The 15,684-nt window shown below is 67.6% G+C and carries 16 protein-coding genes; 8 read left to right on the forward strand and 8 right to left on the reverse strand.

Annotated features, from left to right (window positions below; genetic code table 11):
- Positions 1-5 precede the first annotated feature (5 nt).
- Genes IE302_RS17355 through IE302_RS17365 form a run of 3 tightly spaced genes read right to left on the reverse strand, consistent with a single transcriptional unit; the run spans position 6 to position 3,963 of the window.
- On the reverse strand, positions 6-1,358 hold the full coding sequence (locus IE302_RS17355) for a YcaO-like family protein (protein ID WP_191255516.1): 1,353 nt from the start codon (positions 1,356-1,358) through the stop codon (positions 6-8).
- Positions 1,355-2,335: a selenoneine biosynthesis selenosugar synthase SenB gene (senB, locus tag IE302_RS17360; RefSeq protein WP_191255517.1), complete on the reverse strand. Its 981-nt coding sequence runs from the start codon at positions 2,333-2,335 to the stop codon at positions 1,355-1,357. Before senB ends, IE302_RS17355 begins: the two co-directional genes overlap by 4 nt.
- The gene (locus IE302_RS17365) at positions 2,332-3,963 is read right to left on the reverse strand and encodes an NAD-dependent epimerase/dehydratase family protein (RefSeq protein WP_191255518.1); all 1,632 of its coding nucleotides are present in this window, start codon (positions 3,961-3,963) and stop codon (positions 2,332-2,334) included. Before IE302_RS17365 ends, senB begins: the two co-directional genes overlap by 4 nt.
- A gap of 197 nt (positions 3,964-4,160) precedes the next feature.
- On the opposite strand from IE302_RS17365, the gene IE302_RS17370 reads away from it, so the two are divergent.
- Entirely contained in the window at positions 4,161-4,580 is a 420-nt protein-coding gene (locus IE302_RS17370) for an arsenate-mycothiol transferase ArsC (RefSeq protein WP_191255519.1), read from the forward strand.
- Here the strand turns inward: IE302_RS17370 and IE302_RS17375 are convergent.
- Positions 4,570-5,307 (reverse strand): class I SAM-dependent methyltransferase, encoded by a 738-nt coding sequence (locus IE302_RS17375; protein WP_191255520.1) that lies wholly within the window; start codon positions 5,305-5,307, stop codon positions 4,570-4,572. The two genes, IE302_RS17370 and IE302_RS17375, sit on opposite strands and share 11 nt — an antisense overlap.
- 228 nt (positions 5,308-5,535) lie before the next feature.
- On the opposite strand from IE302_RS17375, the gene IE302_RS17380 reads away from it, so the two are divergent.
- Genes IE302_RS17380 through IE302_RS17390 form a run of 3 tightly spaced genes read left to right on the forward strand, consistent with a single transcriptional unit; the run spans position 5,536 to position 7,803 of the window.
- Complete coding sequence (locus IE302_RS17380) at positions 5,536-6,546, forward strand: ATP-binding cassette domain-containing protein (RefSeq protein WP_191255521.1); 1,011 nt, start codon at positions 5,536-5,538, stop codon at positions 6,544-6,546.
- Complete coding sequence (locus tag IE302_RS17385) at positions 6,543-7,403, forward strand: ABC transporter permease (protein WP_229907808.1); 861 nt, start codon at positions 6,543-6,545, stop codon at positions 7,401-7,403. Before IE302_RS17380 ends, IE302_RS17385 begins: the two co-directional genes overlap by 4 nt.
- Positions 7,404-7,416: 13 nt before the next feature.
- Positions 7,417-7,803, forward strand: a complete 387-nt coding sequence (locus tag IE302_RS17390; RefSeq protein ID WP_191255522.1) for a YciI family protein — start codon at positions 7,417-7,419, stop codon at positions 7,801-7,803.
- Positions 7,804-7,860: 57 nt separating this feature from the next.
- Here IE302_RS17390 and IE302_RS17395 read toward each other — a convergent pair whose 3' ends face one another.
- Both IE302_RS17395 and IE302_RS17400 read right to left on the reverse strand, forming a co-directional pair.
- Positions 7,861-8,148 (reverse strand): DUF1905 domain-containing protein, encoded by a 288-nt coding sequence (locus tag IE302_RS17395; RefSeq protein WP_191255523.1) that lies wholly within the window; start codon positions 8,146-8,148, stop codon positions 7,861-7,863.
- 21 nt (positions 8,149-8,169) lie between these two features.
- The gene (locus IE302_RS17400) at positions 8,170-9,732 is read right to left on the reverse strand and encodes a GMC family oxidoreductase (RefSeq protein WP_191255524.1); all 1,563 of its coding nucleotides are present in this window, start codon (positions 9,730-9,732) and stop codon (positions 8,170-8,172) included.
- A 153-nt stretch (positions 9,733-9,885) separates the two neighbouring features.
- On the opposite strand from IE302_RS17400, the gene IE302_RS17405 reads away from it, so the two are divergent.
- Genes IE302_RS17405 through IE302_RS17415 form a run of 3 tightly spaced genes read left to right on the forward strand, consistent with a single transcriptional unit; the run spans position 9,886 to position 13,297 of the window.
- The gene (locus IE302_RS17405; RefSeq protein ID WP_191255525.1) at positions 9,886-11,247 is read left to right on the forward strand and encodes an aminotransferase family protein; all 1,362 of its coding nucleotides are present in this window, start codon (positions 9,886-9,888) and stop codon (positions 11,245-11,247) included.
- A gap of 17 nt (positions 11,248-11,264) precedes the next feature.
- A complete protein-coding gene (locus IE302_RS17410) occupies positions 11,265-12,476 on the forward strand; it encodes an epoxide hydrolase family protein (protein ID WP_191255526.1) in 1,212 nt (403 codons plus the stop codon).
- Complete coding sequence (locus tag IE302_RS17415; RefSeq protein ID WP_191255527.1) at positions 12,473-13,297, forward strand: alpha/beta fold hydrolase; 825 nt, start codon at positions 12,473-12,475, stop codon at positions 13,295-13,297. Before IE302_RS17410 ends, IE302_RS17415 begins: the two co-directional genes overlap by 4 nt.
- Positions 13,298-13,356: 59 nt before the next feature.
- Here IE302_RS17415 and IE302_RS17420 read toward each other — a convergent pair whose 3' ends face one another.
- Positions 13,357-13,752, reverse strand: a complete 396-nt coding sequence (locus IE302_RS17420) for an SgcJ/EcaC family oxidoreductase (protein WP_191255528.1) — start codon at positions 13,750-13,752, stop codon at positions 13,357-13,359.
- Positions 13,749-14,087, reverse strand: coding sequence for a hypothetical protein (locus IE302_RS17425; protein WP_191255529.1), 339 nt, complete (start codon positions 14,085-14,087; stop codon positions 13,749-13,751). Before IE302_RS17425 ends, IE302_RS17420 begins: the two co-directional genes overlap by 4 nt.
- A gap of 192 nt (positions 14,088-14,279) precedes the next feature.
- Here IE302_RS17425 and IE302_RS17430 point away from each other — a divergent pair, with 192 nt between their 5' ends.
- Positions 14,280-15,683 carry an FAD-dependent oxidoreductase gene (locus tag IE302_RS17430; protein ID WP_191255530.1) on the forward strand — a complete coding sequence of 468 codons (1,404 nt, stop codon included), beginning with the start codon at positions 14,280-14,282 and terminating at the stop codon, positions 15,681-15,683.
- Position 15,684: the final 1 nt, after the last annotated feature.

A 15,684-nucleotide genomic window follows, 5' to 3' on the forward strand; every position in this document is an offset into this window, starting at 1 on the left:
ATCTCCTAAGCGGGCTTGGAAAGTTCGGCGGCCCGGATGCGGGCGGAGAGTTCCAGCAGCGTGTCGTTCCAGACCGCCGCCCCGCGCGGGCCGATCTTGCAGTGGTCGACGGCCCACGATTCGAGCCGCGGCACGATCACCCGCACGACGCTCACCGGGATCCCCGGCGGCGAGAGGTCGACGGCGAGCGCGCGGTCGATGCCCGCCGCGCGGATCCGGTCCAGGATCAGCTTGATGTCGGTCATCACGTCGTCGGTGGTCCACGACGGGATCTCGTCGAACGCGACCTGTTTGCGCATCGGCTGCCAGGCCCACGCGCCCTTGTCGATCGTCGCCGACCGCTGGACGTGGTTCTGGTACTTGGAAACGTTCTCGGTCGGGAGCCGGATGTCCTCGCGCATCGCCTGGATGTCGACCGCGCGACCCTGCGCGCATTCGGTGATGGCGCGGATGAGCGCGACGTTCGCGTCGGGATGCGTGCCGAACCCGCCGTGTCCCTGCGAAGTCGTCGGGCCGAGGTCCTCGGAGGTGGCGGCGAGGAAGCTCGGGATCTCCAGATCCGAGGTGATGTGCACGATCCGCATCTTCAGCCCGGCGTCGTGGAACTTGTCCACAAGGGACTTCGCCAGCGGCGGCAGCGTTTCGAGATCCACGTGCGGGTGGAGTTCCCGGAGGTAGGAGGTGATGTGCTCGGGCTGCGGTTCGACGAAGATGCCCTTTTCCAGCACCTGCGCGAGCTGGCTGCTCACGAGTTCGGCGTTGGTCATCGAATCGCGTTCGATCAATTCGGTGAGAGCGTGGCAGATGGCCTCTTCGAGACTGTTCCCCGACGCCAGGCCGTTGGTGGAAAGCACCTTGTAGCAAGGAGGTTCGTGGAACTTCAGGCCGTAGACGGCGGACGCCTGCGGGATGAGGATGGACTCCTCCTGCATCAGGTCGTACGCCTCGACCCACGAGATCGGGAGATCGTCGCGGTAGTGCGCGGAAAGCTCCGCGTTGTTCTCACGCGGGTCCAGCACCGTGCGACCTTCGGCGACCAGTTCCGCATAGGACGCGATGACCTGCGGCCGCACCGGAAGCGCGGCCGAGAACCGCTCGATCGCCTCCATCGCAGCGGACGTCCTGGCGTCGGTGTTCGTCAGGCCTTTGCCGTTGTAGACCGAGATGATGTCGTTGGAGCGTGGCGCGATGGCGTTGTAGACCGGGATGCCGACCCGGTCGAGCCAGGTGATCTCCGCGACCCGGGTGACCCCGGCGCGCCGCAGGTGCGGTTCGATCCGCGCGTAGGTCTGTTCGGCGGTGAACTCCCGGTGCACCCCGCCGCCCCCGACCTTCGGCACGCTCTTCCTGAGTTTCATCGCACTCCCTCGTATCCGGCGTTCGCTGGCATCACTTCGGCGAGCAATCGTTCCCATGACCCGGTTTCGCGCTCCGGATCCGCCGAAGCCCGGTGTGCGGCGCATTGCCGCCGTATCCGCGTGTAAAGCCTGTCCCGGTCGTGCTCGGCGGCGTCGAGAAGAGCCGCGAGCGCCTCGGTGTCGCCGACGGGGAAATAGCCGGCGTAGTCCTCACCGAGCAGCCCGACCGAACCCGGGATGCGGGTCGACACGATCGGGACGCGCGCCGCGAGCGCCTCGGTGACCACGTTCGCGCCACCCTCGTGCAGTGAAGTGAGCACGAGCAGGCGGCTGCGGGCGAGGACGGCGAGCGCTTTCGGCCGCGGCAACGGGCCGAGCCAGGTATAGCGCGGATTCTCCGCGGACTCGGCGCGCAGCCGGTCGCCGATGTCGTCCTCGCGCACGCCGCCGACGTGGGTCACGGTGATCCGCGACGACGACGGCAGCAGCCGCACCGCCTCGCTCAGCCGCAGCGGATCCTTGACCGGCCTGGCGTGCGCGAGGAACGCGACCTCGAACCGGTCCGCGGCGGGCGCCTCGCCCGGGATCGGCGGCATCGACTGGGTGATCACCGTGGTGCGGCTCCGCAGTCCGGGCGGGACCTGCAGAACTCCTTGGGACTGCAGGACGACGATCCGCGCGGCGCGTTCGAGCAAGGTCAGGTCGACACCCGCGCTCGCCAGATCCGGATAGAGATCCGTGCCGGTCAACGCGATCACGATCGGCGCGTCCGGGCAGGCGGCGGTGAAGGCGCGGATCGCGGCTTCGCTTTTGCGTGCGTGCAACGCGATCAGCAGGTCGTAGCGTCCGCCGTCGTAGTCCTGCACGACGCGGACCTCGTGGCCGAGATCGCGCAGCAGATGAGCCCAGCGGCGCGCGGTGACGCCGTTGCCGTAATCGCTGGCTTCGGGGACGGGGCCCGCGACGAGGATCCTCATCGGACGCGATCCGTGTCGTAGGCGAGCCATTTCCCGAAGGCGCGGACGGCTTCGTCGGCCGGGATCGTCGCCGTCCAGCCGAGTTCCGCGGCGGCGAGGCCCAGTTTCAGCACAGGTGTCTCCGTCGTCGAAGTGACGTGTTCCGTCGGCACGGAACGGACCGAGGCGCAGACGACCTTCGCCAGTTCGTTCCCGGTGAGCGTCGCCGTCGCGATGTCGTACACCGGCGCGACCGGTCCGCCGGTCAGCACCGCGTCGATCGCGCTCGCCATGTCGCGCACGTCGGTGAACTGGTGGACGCGGTCGGGGTCGACCGGCAGGGCCCGCCGGGTCCAGGCGAGCTCGATCAGGCGTGCCACCTCCGAATCCACCGGGGTGTGCGGGCCGATCGGCGTCGCGAACCGCAGGACGTGCTCGCGGGGCCCGGTATCGACGATCGCGCAGTAGACGTCGCCGGGATCCGACGGGTCGCCGAGGTGGACGAGCCGCGTCTCACCGGAGGCCCTCGCGCTGTCGACGACGTCGTGGCCGTGTTCGGCCAGGAGGCTCGCGAGGTGTTCGGCGAGCGCCCCGCCGGGGCCGGTGATCGCGACCTCGATACCGGACGCCCGCCGCGGCCGCCTCGGACGTCCCGCTCGATCGCGTCCGGCGGCGAAGGCGTGCACGGCCACGTCGTGGTGCGAAGGCGTGATCGCCTCGATCTCGGACGCGAGGAGCTGATCACAGAGCCCGCCGGGCCCGATCGTCGCGAGCGCTTGGTCCAATACCGCACTGCTGTGCTCCACTGTGGACAGACCCATGGTGAACGCGGTCAGCCAGGTCTGCCAGGCGGCTTCGGACCGGTCCGAAGCCCGCTCGAATGCGGCCCGGCACTCCTGCGGCGAAATCCCCGATCGCCGCAGGAGCCGTTCCGTTCCGGGATAGTCCCAGTACCCGTCGCCGCGCACCGCGCATTCGGAAGTCAGGTGTTTGTGGAACGGGATCACTTCGTGCTCGGCGATGACACCGCCCGCCGTCGCCGGAGCCACGCCGGAAAAACACGCGGAACGCCGTAGACCGTGCGCGTCGTTCCCGGCGACACTGGGCAGGCCGGAATGCTCGACGGTATTGGGCACCGCGATCCGGATCGGCACTTCCAGCGCTTTGAGATAACGGAACATCAGCACGTCACAAGGCCAGCCGTCGCCGTCGCGCACCGCGTATCCGGCATAACCGCGGGCGATTTCGGCGGGCAGCATCAACGCGAGACAAGGGGCGTATTCGTTGACCGCCGTCGCCCAGTCCGCCCCCGAGGCCGCGGCCATCCGCACCGCCGCGCCGTTGCGGGAGTTCCAGTTGGCATAGAAGGCGATCGCGTCGTCCGGCAGCCGCTCGGCCGCTTTCCGCGCGTGTTCGAAGAAACCGTCGGCGAGCTCGACGTCGTCCTGCAGGACGAGAAAGTGCGTGGCGTCTTCCGGAACGCTGCTCCAGGCCAGTTTCGTGGTGCGCGCGGCCGTCGGCGGACCGTCCGGATCGGGATCCAGCACCACTTTCGTCGCGCCGGCGGGATCGAGTCGCGCGAGCGCTTCCGCCTCCGCCCGGCGCCGGGGGTGCGCCATGACGGCGCCGCACACCCGAATCACGGTCATCGCAACCCCCAGCTTCCTTTTCTCGCGGACCGGGAAAGTGTCGCAGCGCATCGGCGGCGGCCTCTTCTCCCATGCTGCGAATGGGACGCCGCCGGTGAAGTTCTCCTCGATTGCCGCTCTGTTCCTCATGCGATTCCGATGAGGAATTCACGGGTAGCCTCGGTACGAGTCACCGATACGGACGGAATGGGCGGAAGATGACGGATATCCTCTTCGTATGCGTGCACAACGCGAGCCGGTCGCAGATGGCCGCCGCACTGCTGAAACACCACGGTTTCGGCCGGGTGACCGTGCGGTCCGCGGGCTGCGAGCCGGCGGACGAGATCAATCCGCTGGTGGCGGGCGCGCTGGCGGAATGGGACGTCGACATCAGCGGTGAAGTGCCCAGCCAGGTCACCTACGAGGACGTGGCGGCGGCCGACGTCGTGATCACCATGGGCTGCCAGACCTATCCGGTCGCCGAAGGGACACGGTACGTCGAGTGGGTCGTCCCCAACCCGGAACACGAAGGGATCACCGGGATCCGGCCGCTGCGGGACGACATGGACCGCCGCGTGCGCGAGCTCCTTTCGTCCCTTGTGGACGGAAGGAGCCCGCGGACGGCGGTCAGGCTTTGACGCCCTGCACGATCAGCCGCTTGGCGCGCTTGTCGTACGGCGCTCCGTCGAAACCACCGTAGGCCTCGACGTCGGTGAAGCCGGCGTCCTCGAACAGGCGGCGCAGTTCGGCGGCGCTGTAGATGAACGACTGGATGTGCGCCGAACGCGCGACGTCGCCGTCGACCAGCGTCCAGTCGGTGCGCAGCTTGGTCCAGTCCTCAAGAACGCTGTGCCGCATGTACGCGATGCCTTCGGGCTGCGGGAACGCGTGCGTGCGGCCGATGTTCTTGGCGACGATCTCCTTGCCGAACACCTCCAGCAGGAGCTTGCCGCCGGGCGCCAGGCTCGTGTGCGCGTTGCGCAGCACCTGGAAGTTCTTCTCGGCCTCGTCGAAATAGCCGAACGACGTGTACATGTTCAGCACGACGTCGAAACCGCCGGGACGCACGAATTCGAGCATGTCGCCCTGGACCAGCTCGGCGGAGACCCCGGCGTCGGCCGCGGCCTGCTTGGCGCGGTCCAGCACGGGCGCGTTCAGGTCGACGCCGGTCACCTGGTAACCCTTGCGGGCGAGCGGAACGACGAACCGGCCCGGCCCGCAGCACAGGTCGAGCACCCGGGAGCCCGACGGGAAGGCCAGCAACGGCGACTCCCGCACGAGTTCGTCGGCCTCGACGGTCAGGTACTGCGGCCACATCAACTCGGAGAAACCCGACCACAGGCCATCGTCGGAGTACCAGGTCATTTTCGTCCTCCCTAGGGCGCCATCAGGCAATGCCCCGATTCTCGGCGCGCTCCCGCGCGGGACATCTCCTCGGCTGCGGGCGAGGCGGAGAAGAGCACGACGGGAGAAGCTGTCCCGGCCGTGATCGGCGACCATGAACTCTTCATATCGCGGTCGTGGCCTGATCACTGTTCGTGGTGATCCGTCACCGACACAATCGAAGATAAACAGAACCAGAAGGGTTCAATCATGGCAAAGGACCGCGACGGGGATCCCGCGATCGAAGCGTCCGGGTTGACAAAGATCTACGGAGAGAAACGAGCGCTCGACGGGCTCGACCTCACAGTTCCCGCGGGGACAGTGTACGGCGTTCTCGGCCCCAACGGGGCGGGCAAGACCACTTCGGTGAAGGTGCTGGCGACGCTGCTGCGTCCCGACGGAGGACAGGCCAAGGTCTTCGGTCACGACGTCGTGCGCGAGGCGGACGCCGTCCGTGCCCGGGTGAGCCTCACGGGTCAGTACGCCTCGGTGGACGACGACCTGACCGGCACCGAGAACCTGATCCTGCTGTGCCGCCTGCTCGGCCACGGCAAGGCCGCCGCGAAGGCGCGCACCGAACAGCTCCTCGACGCCTTCGGGCTGACCGAGGCGGCCGGGCGTCAGGTGAAGAACTACTCCGGCGGTATGCGGCGGCGGCTCGACATCGCCGCCAGCATCGTGAACACCCCGGATCTGCTCTTCCTCGACGAGCCGACCACCGGTCTCGACCCGCGCAGCCGCAACCAGGTCTGGGACATCGTGCGCGCGGTCGTCAAACGCGGCACCACGGTGCTGCTGACCACCCAGTACCTCGACGAGGCCGACCAGCTCGCCAGCCGCATCGCGGTCGTCGACCACGGCAAGGTCATCGCCGAGGGCACGCCCGGCCAGCTGAAGGCGTCGATCGGCGTCGGTGCGATCCACCTGCGGCTGCGGCACTCGAACCAGCGGACCGACGCGCAGAACGTGCTGGCCCGGTTCCTGGAGCAGCCCACGCTTTCGGAGCACGACGAGGTCTTGGTCAGCGCCCGTATCCCGGGTGTGGAAGGCGACGCCGGCATGGCCGAGTGGGCTTCCAAGGCACTGCACGAACTTTCACTGCGGGACATCGTCGTCGACGAGTTCTCGCTCGGGCAGCCGAGCCTCGACGAGGTGTTCCTCGCGCTCACCGACCGGCCCGCGACGCCGGAGAACGCCGCCAAGGAGGGGGCGAACCGATGACTTCCACCATCAAGCCGACCGAAACGACCGAGGCGGCCGAGGAGACCCGGCCCGCCGACGTCGACGCGCTCGACGCGGTACTCGCGTCGGTCGACCGGCCCAAGCGCCCCAGCGCGCTGTCCGCCTCGCTGACCTTCGGCTGGCGGGCCGCGCTGAAGATCAAGCACCTGCCCGAGCAGCTGTTCGACGTCACGGGCTTCCCGATCATCATGACCGTGATGTTCACGTACCTCTTCGGTGGCGCCATCGGCGGTTCGACCGAGGCGTACCTGGACTACCTGCTCCCGGGCATCCTCGCCATCACCGTCGTGATGATCACGATGTACACCGGTGTCGCGGTGAACAGCGACATCGCCAAGGGTGTCTTCGACCGCTTCCGGACGCTGCCGATCTGGCGCCCCGCCACGATCGTCGGCTACCTGCTCGGCGACTTCCTGCGCTACCTCATCGGCTGCGTCGTCATCATCGGTGTCGGCCTGATCATGGGCTACAACCTGGGCAGTATCGCCGGTACGGTCGGCGCCGTGGCTCTGCTGCTGGTGTTCTCGTTCTCGCTTTCCTGGATCTGGACGTTCCTCGGCCTGTCCATGCGGTCCGAGAAGACCGTGATGAGCGTGAGCATGGTGGCGCTGTTCCCGCTGACCTTCCTGTCCAACGTGTTCGTGCAGCCGTCCACGATGCCCGGCTGGCTCGAAGCCGCGGTCAGCTGGAACCCGATCACGCATCTGGTCACCGCGATGCGAGGCCTGATGAGCGGCAGCCCGGACGCCGGCGAGATCATCTGGGTGCTGGTCGCCAGCGCCGTGCTGATCGCCGGATTCGGTTCCGCGACGATGGCCGCCTACAAGCGTAAGTGAGAAAGGAACGAGAATGAAGTACATGGTCCTCCTCTACTCGCACCCCGAGCCGTGGGGACACCCCGTGGAGGAATTCACCCCGGAGTTCTCCGGCCTCTCCGATGGCGAACGCAAGAAGCACTTCGAGGCATTCGAAGCACTGCTCGGCCGTTTACACGAAAACGGTGAGCTGGTCGGCGGGGAAGCGCTCGGCGACCCGGCCAAGGCGAGCCTTTACGAAGTCGGATCGGACGGTTCGAAGAAGAAGAGCGACGGCCCGTATTCGTCGACGAAGGACCACCTCGCCGGCTTCTTCCTGATCGAGGCCAAGGACCAGGCCCGGGCCGACGAGATCGCCGAGGAGTTCGCCGCTCCCGGGCAGAGCGTCGAGCTGCGGCCGATCTGGACCGGCGGCGAATAGCCCGACATGAGAAGGGCCGGACCGAGTTTCTCGGTCCGGCCCTTTTCGTTGTGCCGCTTAGGAGATCCGCTTGGTCAGGTGCACGGTGACCTTGTCGCCGATCTCCTTCTGGATGACCTTCCGGAACGGCTTGCGCAACGGCAGCATGTGCACGCCGCCGCCGATCGGGAGCATGCTCGCCTCGTAGTCGTGGCCGTCCACGGTGCCACTGACCTTGACTGCCTTCCCGGTGCCGAAGAACTCCGCGGAGTCCGGCATGTTCACGCACGGCCAGCCGCTGTTCCCGTCGGGAATGACTTCGGCCTCGAAGGTGATGTCGATCGCTTGCGGTGTCTTGTCAGCCATAGTCTCAGATCTTCCTCGTCGTCAGTTTGCGCTGTCGGCGCTTTCGGTGCGCTGGTGGAGAATCGAATCCGCGGCCTTTTCGGCGATGGCGATGACCGGGGCGTTGGTATTGCCCCGCACGATCGTCGGCATGACGGAAGCGTCCACGACACGTAGTGATTCTATTCCAAGAACCCGCAATTGCGCATCCACGACCCGGCCCATTCCGCAGGTCCCCACCGGATGATGGCCGGTGAGCACGTTCCGCCGGGTGAAGGCGGCCAGATCCGCGTCCGTGCCGGAGGCGGGGGCCGCGATGGCGTCGAGCGTGTACGGCTTGAGCGCGACCTGCCGGGAGAGTTCCAGGCTGATCCGCACCCCTTCGATCGCCATCGCGAGGTCGGCCGGGTCGGCGAGGTAGTTCTGGACGATCTTCGGTTTGGCGGTCGGTTCGGGGCTGAACAACGTCACGCTCCCGCGCGTGCGCGGCTTCGCCACCGAAGCGCCGAACGAGATCGCGTGCCGGGACGGCGGCGAGAGGAAGCCGTCGGAGATCATCAGCGGCATGCAGATGAACTGGAGATCCGGGGCGTCACCGCTGATCGTCACGAACCCGCCGGTCTCCGGGCCGCCCGAGGTGAGGAAACCGGTCGCATCGCGTTCGTAGGCCTCGACGTGTTCGGGGTCGCCGGCGGCGAGCAGGCTCACCGGTTTGTCGTGGCCGAAGCTCAGCCAGACATGCGGGTGGTCCTGCAGCTGCTGACCGACGTCGGGCAGGTCGAGGGTGACGTCGATGCCGAACGCGCGCAGGTGATCGGCCGGGCCGATCCCGGAGTGCATGAGGATCTTCGGCGAGTTGTACGTGCCGGCGCTGATGATGACCTCACGTTCGGCGCGGATCTCGACGAGCTCGTCGAGCCGGTTGCCGACGACCCCGACCGCACGGCCGTTCTCGACGAGCACCCGGTGCACCTCGAGGTCGGTCTCGACGGTGAGATTCGGCCGGTCCAGCACGGGACGCAGGAACTCCGACGCGGTACTGGCCCGGCGGCCGTCCCGCTGCGTGACCTGGAACGCGCCGAACCCTTCCTGCGTGACACCGTTGAAGTCGGTGTTGTGGTGGTAACCCGCTTCGAGCGCGGCCGCGGTGAACGCGGCGGAGCTGGGATTCCCCGCCCGGCCGTCACTGACCCGCAGCGGCCCGCCGACGCCGTGGAACTCGTCCTCGCCGCGTTCGTTGTCCTCCGAACGCCGGAAATACGGGAGTATCCCGGCGAAATCCCAGCCGGGCTGACCCCACTCGTCGAAGTCGGCGCGGTTGCCGCGCACGTAGGCGCCGCCGTTCACCGAACTCCCGCCGCCGACCACCCGCGCCTGGGGCAGGTAGACCCGCCGCCCTTCGCAATGCGGCTCCTGGTGGGTATCGAAGTCCCAGTCGTACCGGGTCTTGAAGAATTTCCCACCGGCGACGGGGACCACGAAGTTCGGATGGTCGTCGGACGACCCGGCTTCGATCAGGACGACGGAGACGGAGGGGTCCGCGCTCAATCGGTTAGCGAGGACGCAACCGGACGCACCGGCCCCAACCACGACAAAATCGGCCATACCGGGAATTTAGCAAGATCGACAGGGGCCCGGTTTCTCCTCGGTTGCGGCAAGAATTCCTGATTCCTGCGGCAATCAGCGAGAAGACCGCTTTGCCCGTCTCCCCTAGCGTGGTTCTTGTCTGATGCCGGAATCCGCGGAGGGAACGCAGAAATGACCATCGCTAGCGAGGCGCCAGGGAGCGCGGAGTACGCGGCAGCGCTTCAGGCCCTGGACCGCAGGCACCTCATCCACCCGCACCAGAACCCGACCCGGACCGAGCGCAACATCTTCGTGCGGGGCAAGGGATCCGTGGTGTGGGACGCCGCGGACGTCCCGTTCATCGACGGGATGGCGGGCGGCAACTGGGTGGTCGCCGTCGGCCACGGGCGCGCCGAACTCGCCGAGGTCGCGGCCGCGCAGGCGGAGAAGCTGGAGTATTTCTCGCTGTGGCGCGAGTATTCGAACGAACCGGCGATCCGGCTCGGCGCCCGTCTCGCGGAGCTCGCCCCGGCGGGGATGAGCAAGATCCACTTCACCAGCGGTGGTTCGGACGGGACCGAGGCGGCGCTCAAGATCGCGCGGCGGTACCACTTCGAACGCGGTGACACCGAGCGGACCTGGATCATCGGACGGCAGTTCGGTTACCACGGGACGACTCTCGCCGGCGGTTCGGTCAGCGGCATGGACGACATGCACTTCGGGGCCGGGCCCACGATGCCGCACGTGACCAAGGTGAGCCCGCCGATGGTCTCGCACCCGGAGATGTTCGGCGGCCAGGACCCGACCGACTTCCTTCTGCAGGAGCTGGAAACCGAGATCCTCCGCGTCGGTCCGGAGAAGATCGCCGCGATGATCGGCGAGCCGGTGATGGGCGGTGGCGGCGTCATCGTCCCGCCGGAGGACTACTGGCCGCGGATCCGCACGCTGCTGAGCAAGTACGGCATCCTGCTGATCGCCGACGAGGTCATCACCGGGTTCGGCCGCACCGGCGACTGGTTCGCTTCGGCGCACTACAGCCCGGACATCATCGTCACCGCCAAGGGGATCTCCAGCGGCTACGCGCCGCTCGGCGCCGTCCTCATGCGTGACGAGATCGGCGAGGTCATGGTCGGCAACCCCGAGAAGTTCTTCTTCCACGGGCTGACCTACTCGGGCCACCCGGTCGCCTGCGCGCTGGCGCTGACGAACCTGGACATCATCGAGCGGGAGAACATCCTCGGCCAGGCCAAGAAGATCGAGAGCTGGTTCACCGAGGGCCTCGACGGCATCCGGAACCTCCCGATCGTCCACGACGTCCGCGTGCACGGCGCGATGGTCGGCATCGAACTGACCGCGGACCCGAACACCGGCGAGCCGATGCCGTTCGACCGCATGGTCGCCATCATCGACGACCTGCGCGGCGAGCACCGCGTCCTCGCCCGCGACTACGGCCCCACCCTCGTCGTCGGCCCGCCGCTCGTGCTGGAGCAGGAGCAGGCCGCGGAGATCTCCACCGCCATCACCGACGTGCTTTCGCGGTCGATCGTCCGCTGAGCCTGGAAGGAACCATCATGACTCCGTTCAAAGTGGACATTCCACAGGAAGCCATCGACGACCTGCGCAGACGGCTCGCCGACACGCGCTGGCCCGCCGAGACCCCCGACGTCGGCTGGACGCGCGGTGTCCCGCAGTCGTACCTGAAGGAGCTCGTCGAGTACTGGCGCACCGAGTACGACTGGCGCGCCACCGAGGCCAAGATCAACCAGTTCCCGCAGGTGGTCACGAACATCGACGGGGCGAACATCCACTACCTGCACGTGCGGTCACCGGAGCCGGACGCCACGCCGATGGTGATGACCACCGGCTGGCCCAGCTCGATCGTCGAGTACCTGGACCTCATCGGGCCGCTGACCGACCCGCGGTCCCACGGCGGCGACCCGAAGGACGCCTACCACCTGGTCATCCCGACGTTGCCGGGCTTCGGTTTCTCCACTCCGCTGACGCAGCACGGCTGGACCGTGCCGAAGATGTCGGAGATCTGGGGCAAGCTCATGGCCGAGATCGGCTATGAGAAATACATCGTGCAGGGCGCGGACTGGGGATCGTTCATCTCCATCATCCTCGCCGCGATGAAGCCGGACAACGTGCTCGCCGCGCACGTCAACTTCCTCGTGACCCAGCCGGCCGACGCGAGTGATCTCGAAGGCCTGAGCCAGGAAGAGCTCGAACTGCTCGACCCGTACATGCTCCCCGCGCCGGGGTACATGGTCGAGCACGCGACCCGGCCGCAGACGCTGAGCTACAGCCTGGCGGACTCGCCGGTCGGGCAACTCGCTTGGTACATCGAGAAGTTCCACGCGTGGTCGGGCGCCGTCGACTCGCCAGAAGAGGTCTTCGACCGGGACGACCTGCTCGCCACCGTGACGCTGTACTGGCTCACCGGCTCGGCGGGCAACGCGGCGCACTTCTACTGCGACAACGCCGCCTTCACCCGGACTTCGGCGACGCCGCACCCCGAACTGGCCGTCGCGCACCCGCGGTTCGAGGAGTACAAGACGTTCGTCGCTCCCCTGCCGCCGATCTCGACGCCGATCGGCGTGGCCGCCTACAAGTACGACATCATGGAACCGATCCGCACCTACGCGGACCGCGCGTTCTCCGACATCGTGCAGTGGCGGCGGCTCGACCGGGGCGGGCACTTCCCCGGCCTGGAAGCGCCGGACCTCTTCCTCGACGACCTCCGGAAGTTCAAGCAGGCCTTGCGCGCGAGGGGCGACAAGTGACTGAAGCCAATATCGAGAACCTCGACTACGGCAACCGCGATCTCCCGATCGAGAAGGTGAAGTCCGCCGACGGGACCACCATCGCCTACGAGAAGTCGGGCACCGGGCCGCCGGTCGTCATCGTCGGCGGCGGCCTGAACGAGAAGGCGATGCACGCCGAACTCGCCGAAGGCCTGTCCGAGAACTTCACGGTGTACAACTACGACCGCCGCGCCCGCGGCGACAGCGACGACAAACGCGTCGGACCGTACACAGTGGACCGCGAGATCGAGGACCTCGCGGCGGTGATCGAGGCCGCGGGCGGCACCGCCCACGTCTTCGCGAACTGCACCGGTTCGATGATCGCCGTGCCGGCGGCCGCGCGCGGCGTCCCGATGATCAAACTGGCCATGTACGAACCCCCGTACAGCGGCCCGAAGGTCCCGCCGGGCTACACCGAGCAGCTCATGGAGTTGCTCGAACAGGACAGGATCAAGGAAGCCGTCTCGCTGTTTCTGAAATGGGACGCGCTGTTCACCGACGACGAGATCGAGTTCTTCTCGACGCATCCGATCTGGCCGGCGTTCGAGGCGATGGCGCATTCGATGCCGTACGACTCGATCCTGTCCGACGACGCGGACCGCGTCCCGGTCGAGGAGCTGGCCGCGATCACGGTGCCGAGCCTCGTGCTCGGCGGGAACAAGAGTCCACAGTGGATGAAGGACATGTGCCAGGCCGTCGCCGACGGGATACCGCGGGGTGAGTACGTCACCATGGACACCGCGGGCCACCTGATGGACGACACGCTGGGCGCGGAACTGCTGACGAAGTTCTTCCGCTGACGCGACGAAAGAGCCCCTGCCCGCGAAGATCGCGAGCAGGGGCTCTTTCGTGCGAGACCTCAGTCTCGCGGGGTGTTCTGGTAGGCGGCCAGCTTCCACTCGCCGTCCCGCAGGACCGCGGTCCACGAAGCGCGCACCTTGGCGTTGTCGGCGACCTCGGTGTCGCCGGCCTGGATCACGCCGCCTTCGGTGTACAGCACGACGACGCCGGGCGCGATCTCCCGGACGTCGAACGGGGTGCCGGTGACCTGGGAGCCCTGGTAGGCGGTGGCGAACGCGCCCGCCATGAACTTCGCGATGTTGTCGCGGCCCTTGACGTGGACGCCGGGCAGGATCATCGTGCCGTCCTCGACGAACACGTCGGCGAAGGCCTCCGCGTCGTGGCGGGCCCAGGCGGCGACGATCTGGCCCGGGAGGGCGGCGACGCCGGTGGCGGTGTCGGCGGTAGCGGTCATCGGTCTGTCTCCTCGTTTCGTTTTCCGTTTTCGGCGGTGGAGAAGCCATAGGAGCCGATGAGCGTGGCCCCACTGGGTACCGGTCCTTCCGGGGCGCGTTCGCGAATGCCCCGCTGGAACTCGTGGAACGCGGTCGACGCGGCGAGAGGGTTCCCGTCGCCTTCGACGACACCGACGTGGACGAAACTCACCCCGTCGTCGAGTTTGAACGACGCGTAGCTCAGCCCATCGGGCCGATCCCGCGCCAATTCCGCGAAGACGGCCTCCACCAGCTTTTCGTTCTCACCGGCGGTTTCCGGGGTCGTCTGATACCGGACGACGAACGCCGAACCCATTCCGTGCTCCTTCCTCGTGGCGCGGAGGTCCACCACGGAAACTACGCGTTCGCCGGGCACCGGAATACCACCGCGGGACAAGCTCGCAACCCCGGAGAAGCGCTACGCAAAGCGGGAGAAGAGTGCCGCGACCGACCGGCATAGCGTTTTTCGTAATCGTCCACTCACCTGATCACCGAAAGGCACACGCCAATGGGAACGAAGATCGGCGATCACGCCATCGTGCTCGGGGGCAGCATCGCCGGGATGCTCGCCGCCCGCGTGCTTTCCGACGCCTACCGCCAGGTGACCGTCATCGAACGCGACGATCTCACCGCGGCCGGGACGAATCTGCGCCCGGCGATCTCGTGGGCGATCCACATCCACGCCCTGCTCGAACGGGGCCGGATCATCATCGAGGACCTGTTCCCCGGGTTCGTCGACGACATGATCGCGGCCGGTGTCCCGGTCGGCGACTACGGCTCGACCTGTCACTACTACTTCAACGGCGACATGTTCGCCGTCACCGACACCGGGATGGCCTGTGTGGCCGCGAACCGGCCGGTGATCGAGCACTTCCTGCGGTCGCGCACGCTGCCGCGGCCGGGTGTCGTCCTGCGTGAGCGCACGGACATCGTCGGCCTGGTCGCGAACGAGGGCAACGAGCGCATCACCGGTGTCCGCGTGCAGAGCCGCGACGGCGGGGCCGAGGAGATCATCAGCGGCGACCTGATCGTCGACGCCTCCGGGCGCGGCTCGCGGTCCCCGCGCTGGCTCGAAGAGCTCGGCTACGAGAAGGCGCCGGAGGAGAAGGTCCAGATGGACCTGACTTACACGACGATGGACTTCGTCGGCCCGTTGCCCGTCGACCCGCTCGGCGAGGACATCGCGCTGGTCCCGACGGCGACCCCGGGTTTCCCGCGCGGCGGCATCTTCGCGCGGCTGGCCGACCGGTACGCGCTCACCCTCACCGGGATCGCGGGTGACCGGGCGCCGACCGATCACGAGGGTTTCCTGGCCTACGCCAAGACGTTGCCGGTCAAGGAGGTCTACGACGCCATCGAGAACGCGGAGCAGCGCGCGCCCGCCGGTTCGTTCCGGTTCCCCGCCAGCGTCCGCCGCCACTACGAGAAGCTGAACCGCTTCCCGGCCGGGTACCTGATCCTCGGTGACGCCGCCTGCATCTTCAACCCCGTCTACGCCCAGGGCATGACGGTCGCCGCGATGGGCGCGAACGTCCTGCGCAAGCATCTGGAGAAGGGCGTCGAGCCGACGTACCGCGGGTTCTTCCGCGACCTGGCGAAGGAAACCGACTCGCCGTGGATGATGTCCGCGTCGGCCGACCTCGGCTACGAGACGGTGCGTGGCAAGCGCACCCTCGCGACCAAGATCGGCAACGCCTACATGTCGAAGGTGATGGCGGCCGCGGCGAACGATCCGGTGGTGGCGCGCGGCTTCATGCGCACCATCTCGCTGATCGACCCGCCGCAGGCGCTGATGAAGCCGTCGATGATGCGCCGCGTGCTGTTCTCCGGCGGTGGCAAGAAGAACGCCACCGTGACCACCCTCCCCACCGCCAAGACGGACACCGGCGAGGCCGAGCGTCCCGCGGCCTGAT

This window comes from Amycolatopsis oliviviridis, assembly GCF_014654365.1.
In the GTDB taxonomy this organism is placed as follows: domain Bacteria; phylum Actinomycetota; class Actinomycetes; order Mycobacteriales; family Pseudonocardiaceae; genus Amycolatopsis; species Amycolatopsis oliviviridis.

Bases quoted from the DNA above. Each gene is read 5' to 3' on its own strand.
- IE302_RS17410 (WP_191255526.1), top strand. From the start codon at position 11,265: ATGACTCCGTTCAAAGTGGACATTCCACAGGAAGCCATCGACGACCTG.
- IE302_RS17380 (WP_191255521.1), top strand. From the start codon at position 5,536: ATGGCAAAGGACCGCGACGGGGATCCCGCGATCGAAGCGTCCGGGTTG.
- IE302_RS17430 (WP_191255530.1), top strand. From the start codon at position 14,280: ATGGGAACGAAGATCGGCGATCACGCCATCGTGCTCGGGGGCAGCATC.
- senB (WP_191255517.1), bottom strand. From the start codon at position 2,335: ATGAGGATCCTCGTCGCGGGCCCCGTCCCCGAAGCCAGCGATTACGGC.
- IE302_RS17420 (WP_191255528.1), bottom strand. From the start codon at position 13,752: ATGACCGCTACCGCCGACACCGCCACCGGCGTCGCCGCCCTCCCGGGC.
- IE302_RS17390 (WP_191255522.1), top strand. From the start codon at position 7,417: ATGAAGTACATGGTCCTCCTCTACTCGCACCCCGAGCCGTGGGGACAC.
- IE302_RS17365 (WP_191255518.1), bottom strand. From the start codon at position 3,963: ATGACCGTGATTCGGGTGTGCGGCGCCGTCATGGCGCACCCCCGGCGC.
- IE302_RS17370 (WP_191255519.1), top strand. From the start codon at position 4,161: ATGACGGATATCCTCTTCGTATGCGTGCACAACGCGAGCCGGTCGCAG.
- IE302_RS17375 (WP_191255520.1), bottom strand. From the start codon at position 5,307: ATGACCTGGTACTCCGACGATGGCCTGTGGTCGGGTTTCTCCGAGTTG.
- IE302_RS17425 (WP_191255529.1), bottom strand. From the start codon at position 14,087: ATGGGTTCGGCGTTCGTCGTCCGGTATCAGACGACCCCGGAAACCGCC.
- IE302_RS17385 (WP_229907808.1), top strand. From the start codon at position 6,543: ATGACTTCCACCATCAAGCCGACCGAAACGACCGAGGCGGCCGAGGAG.
- IE302_RS17405 (WP_191255525.1), top strand. From the start codon at position 9,886: ATGACCATCGCTAGCGAGGCGCCAGGGAGCGCGGAGTACGCGGCAGCG.
- IE302_RS17355 (WP_191255516.1), bottom strand. From the start codon at position 1,358: ATGAAACTCAGGAAGAGCGTGCCGAAGGTCGGGGGCGGCGGGGTGCAC.
- IE302_RS17395 (WP_191255523.1), bottom strand. From the start codon at position 8,148: ATGGCTGACAAGACACCGCAAGCGATCGACATCACCTTCGAGGCCGAA.
- IE302_RS17400 (WP_191255524.1), bottom strand. From the start codon at position 9,732: ATGGCCGATTTTGTCGTGGTTGGGGCCGGTGCGTCCGGTTGCGTCCTC.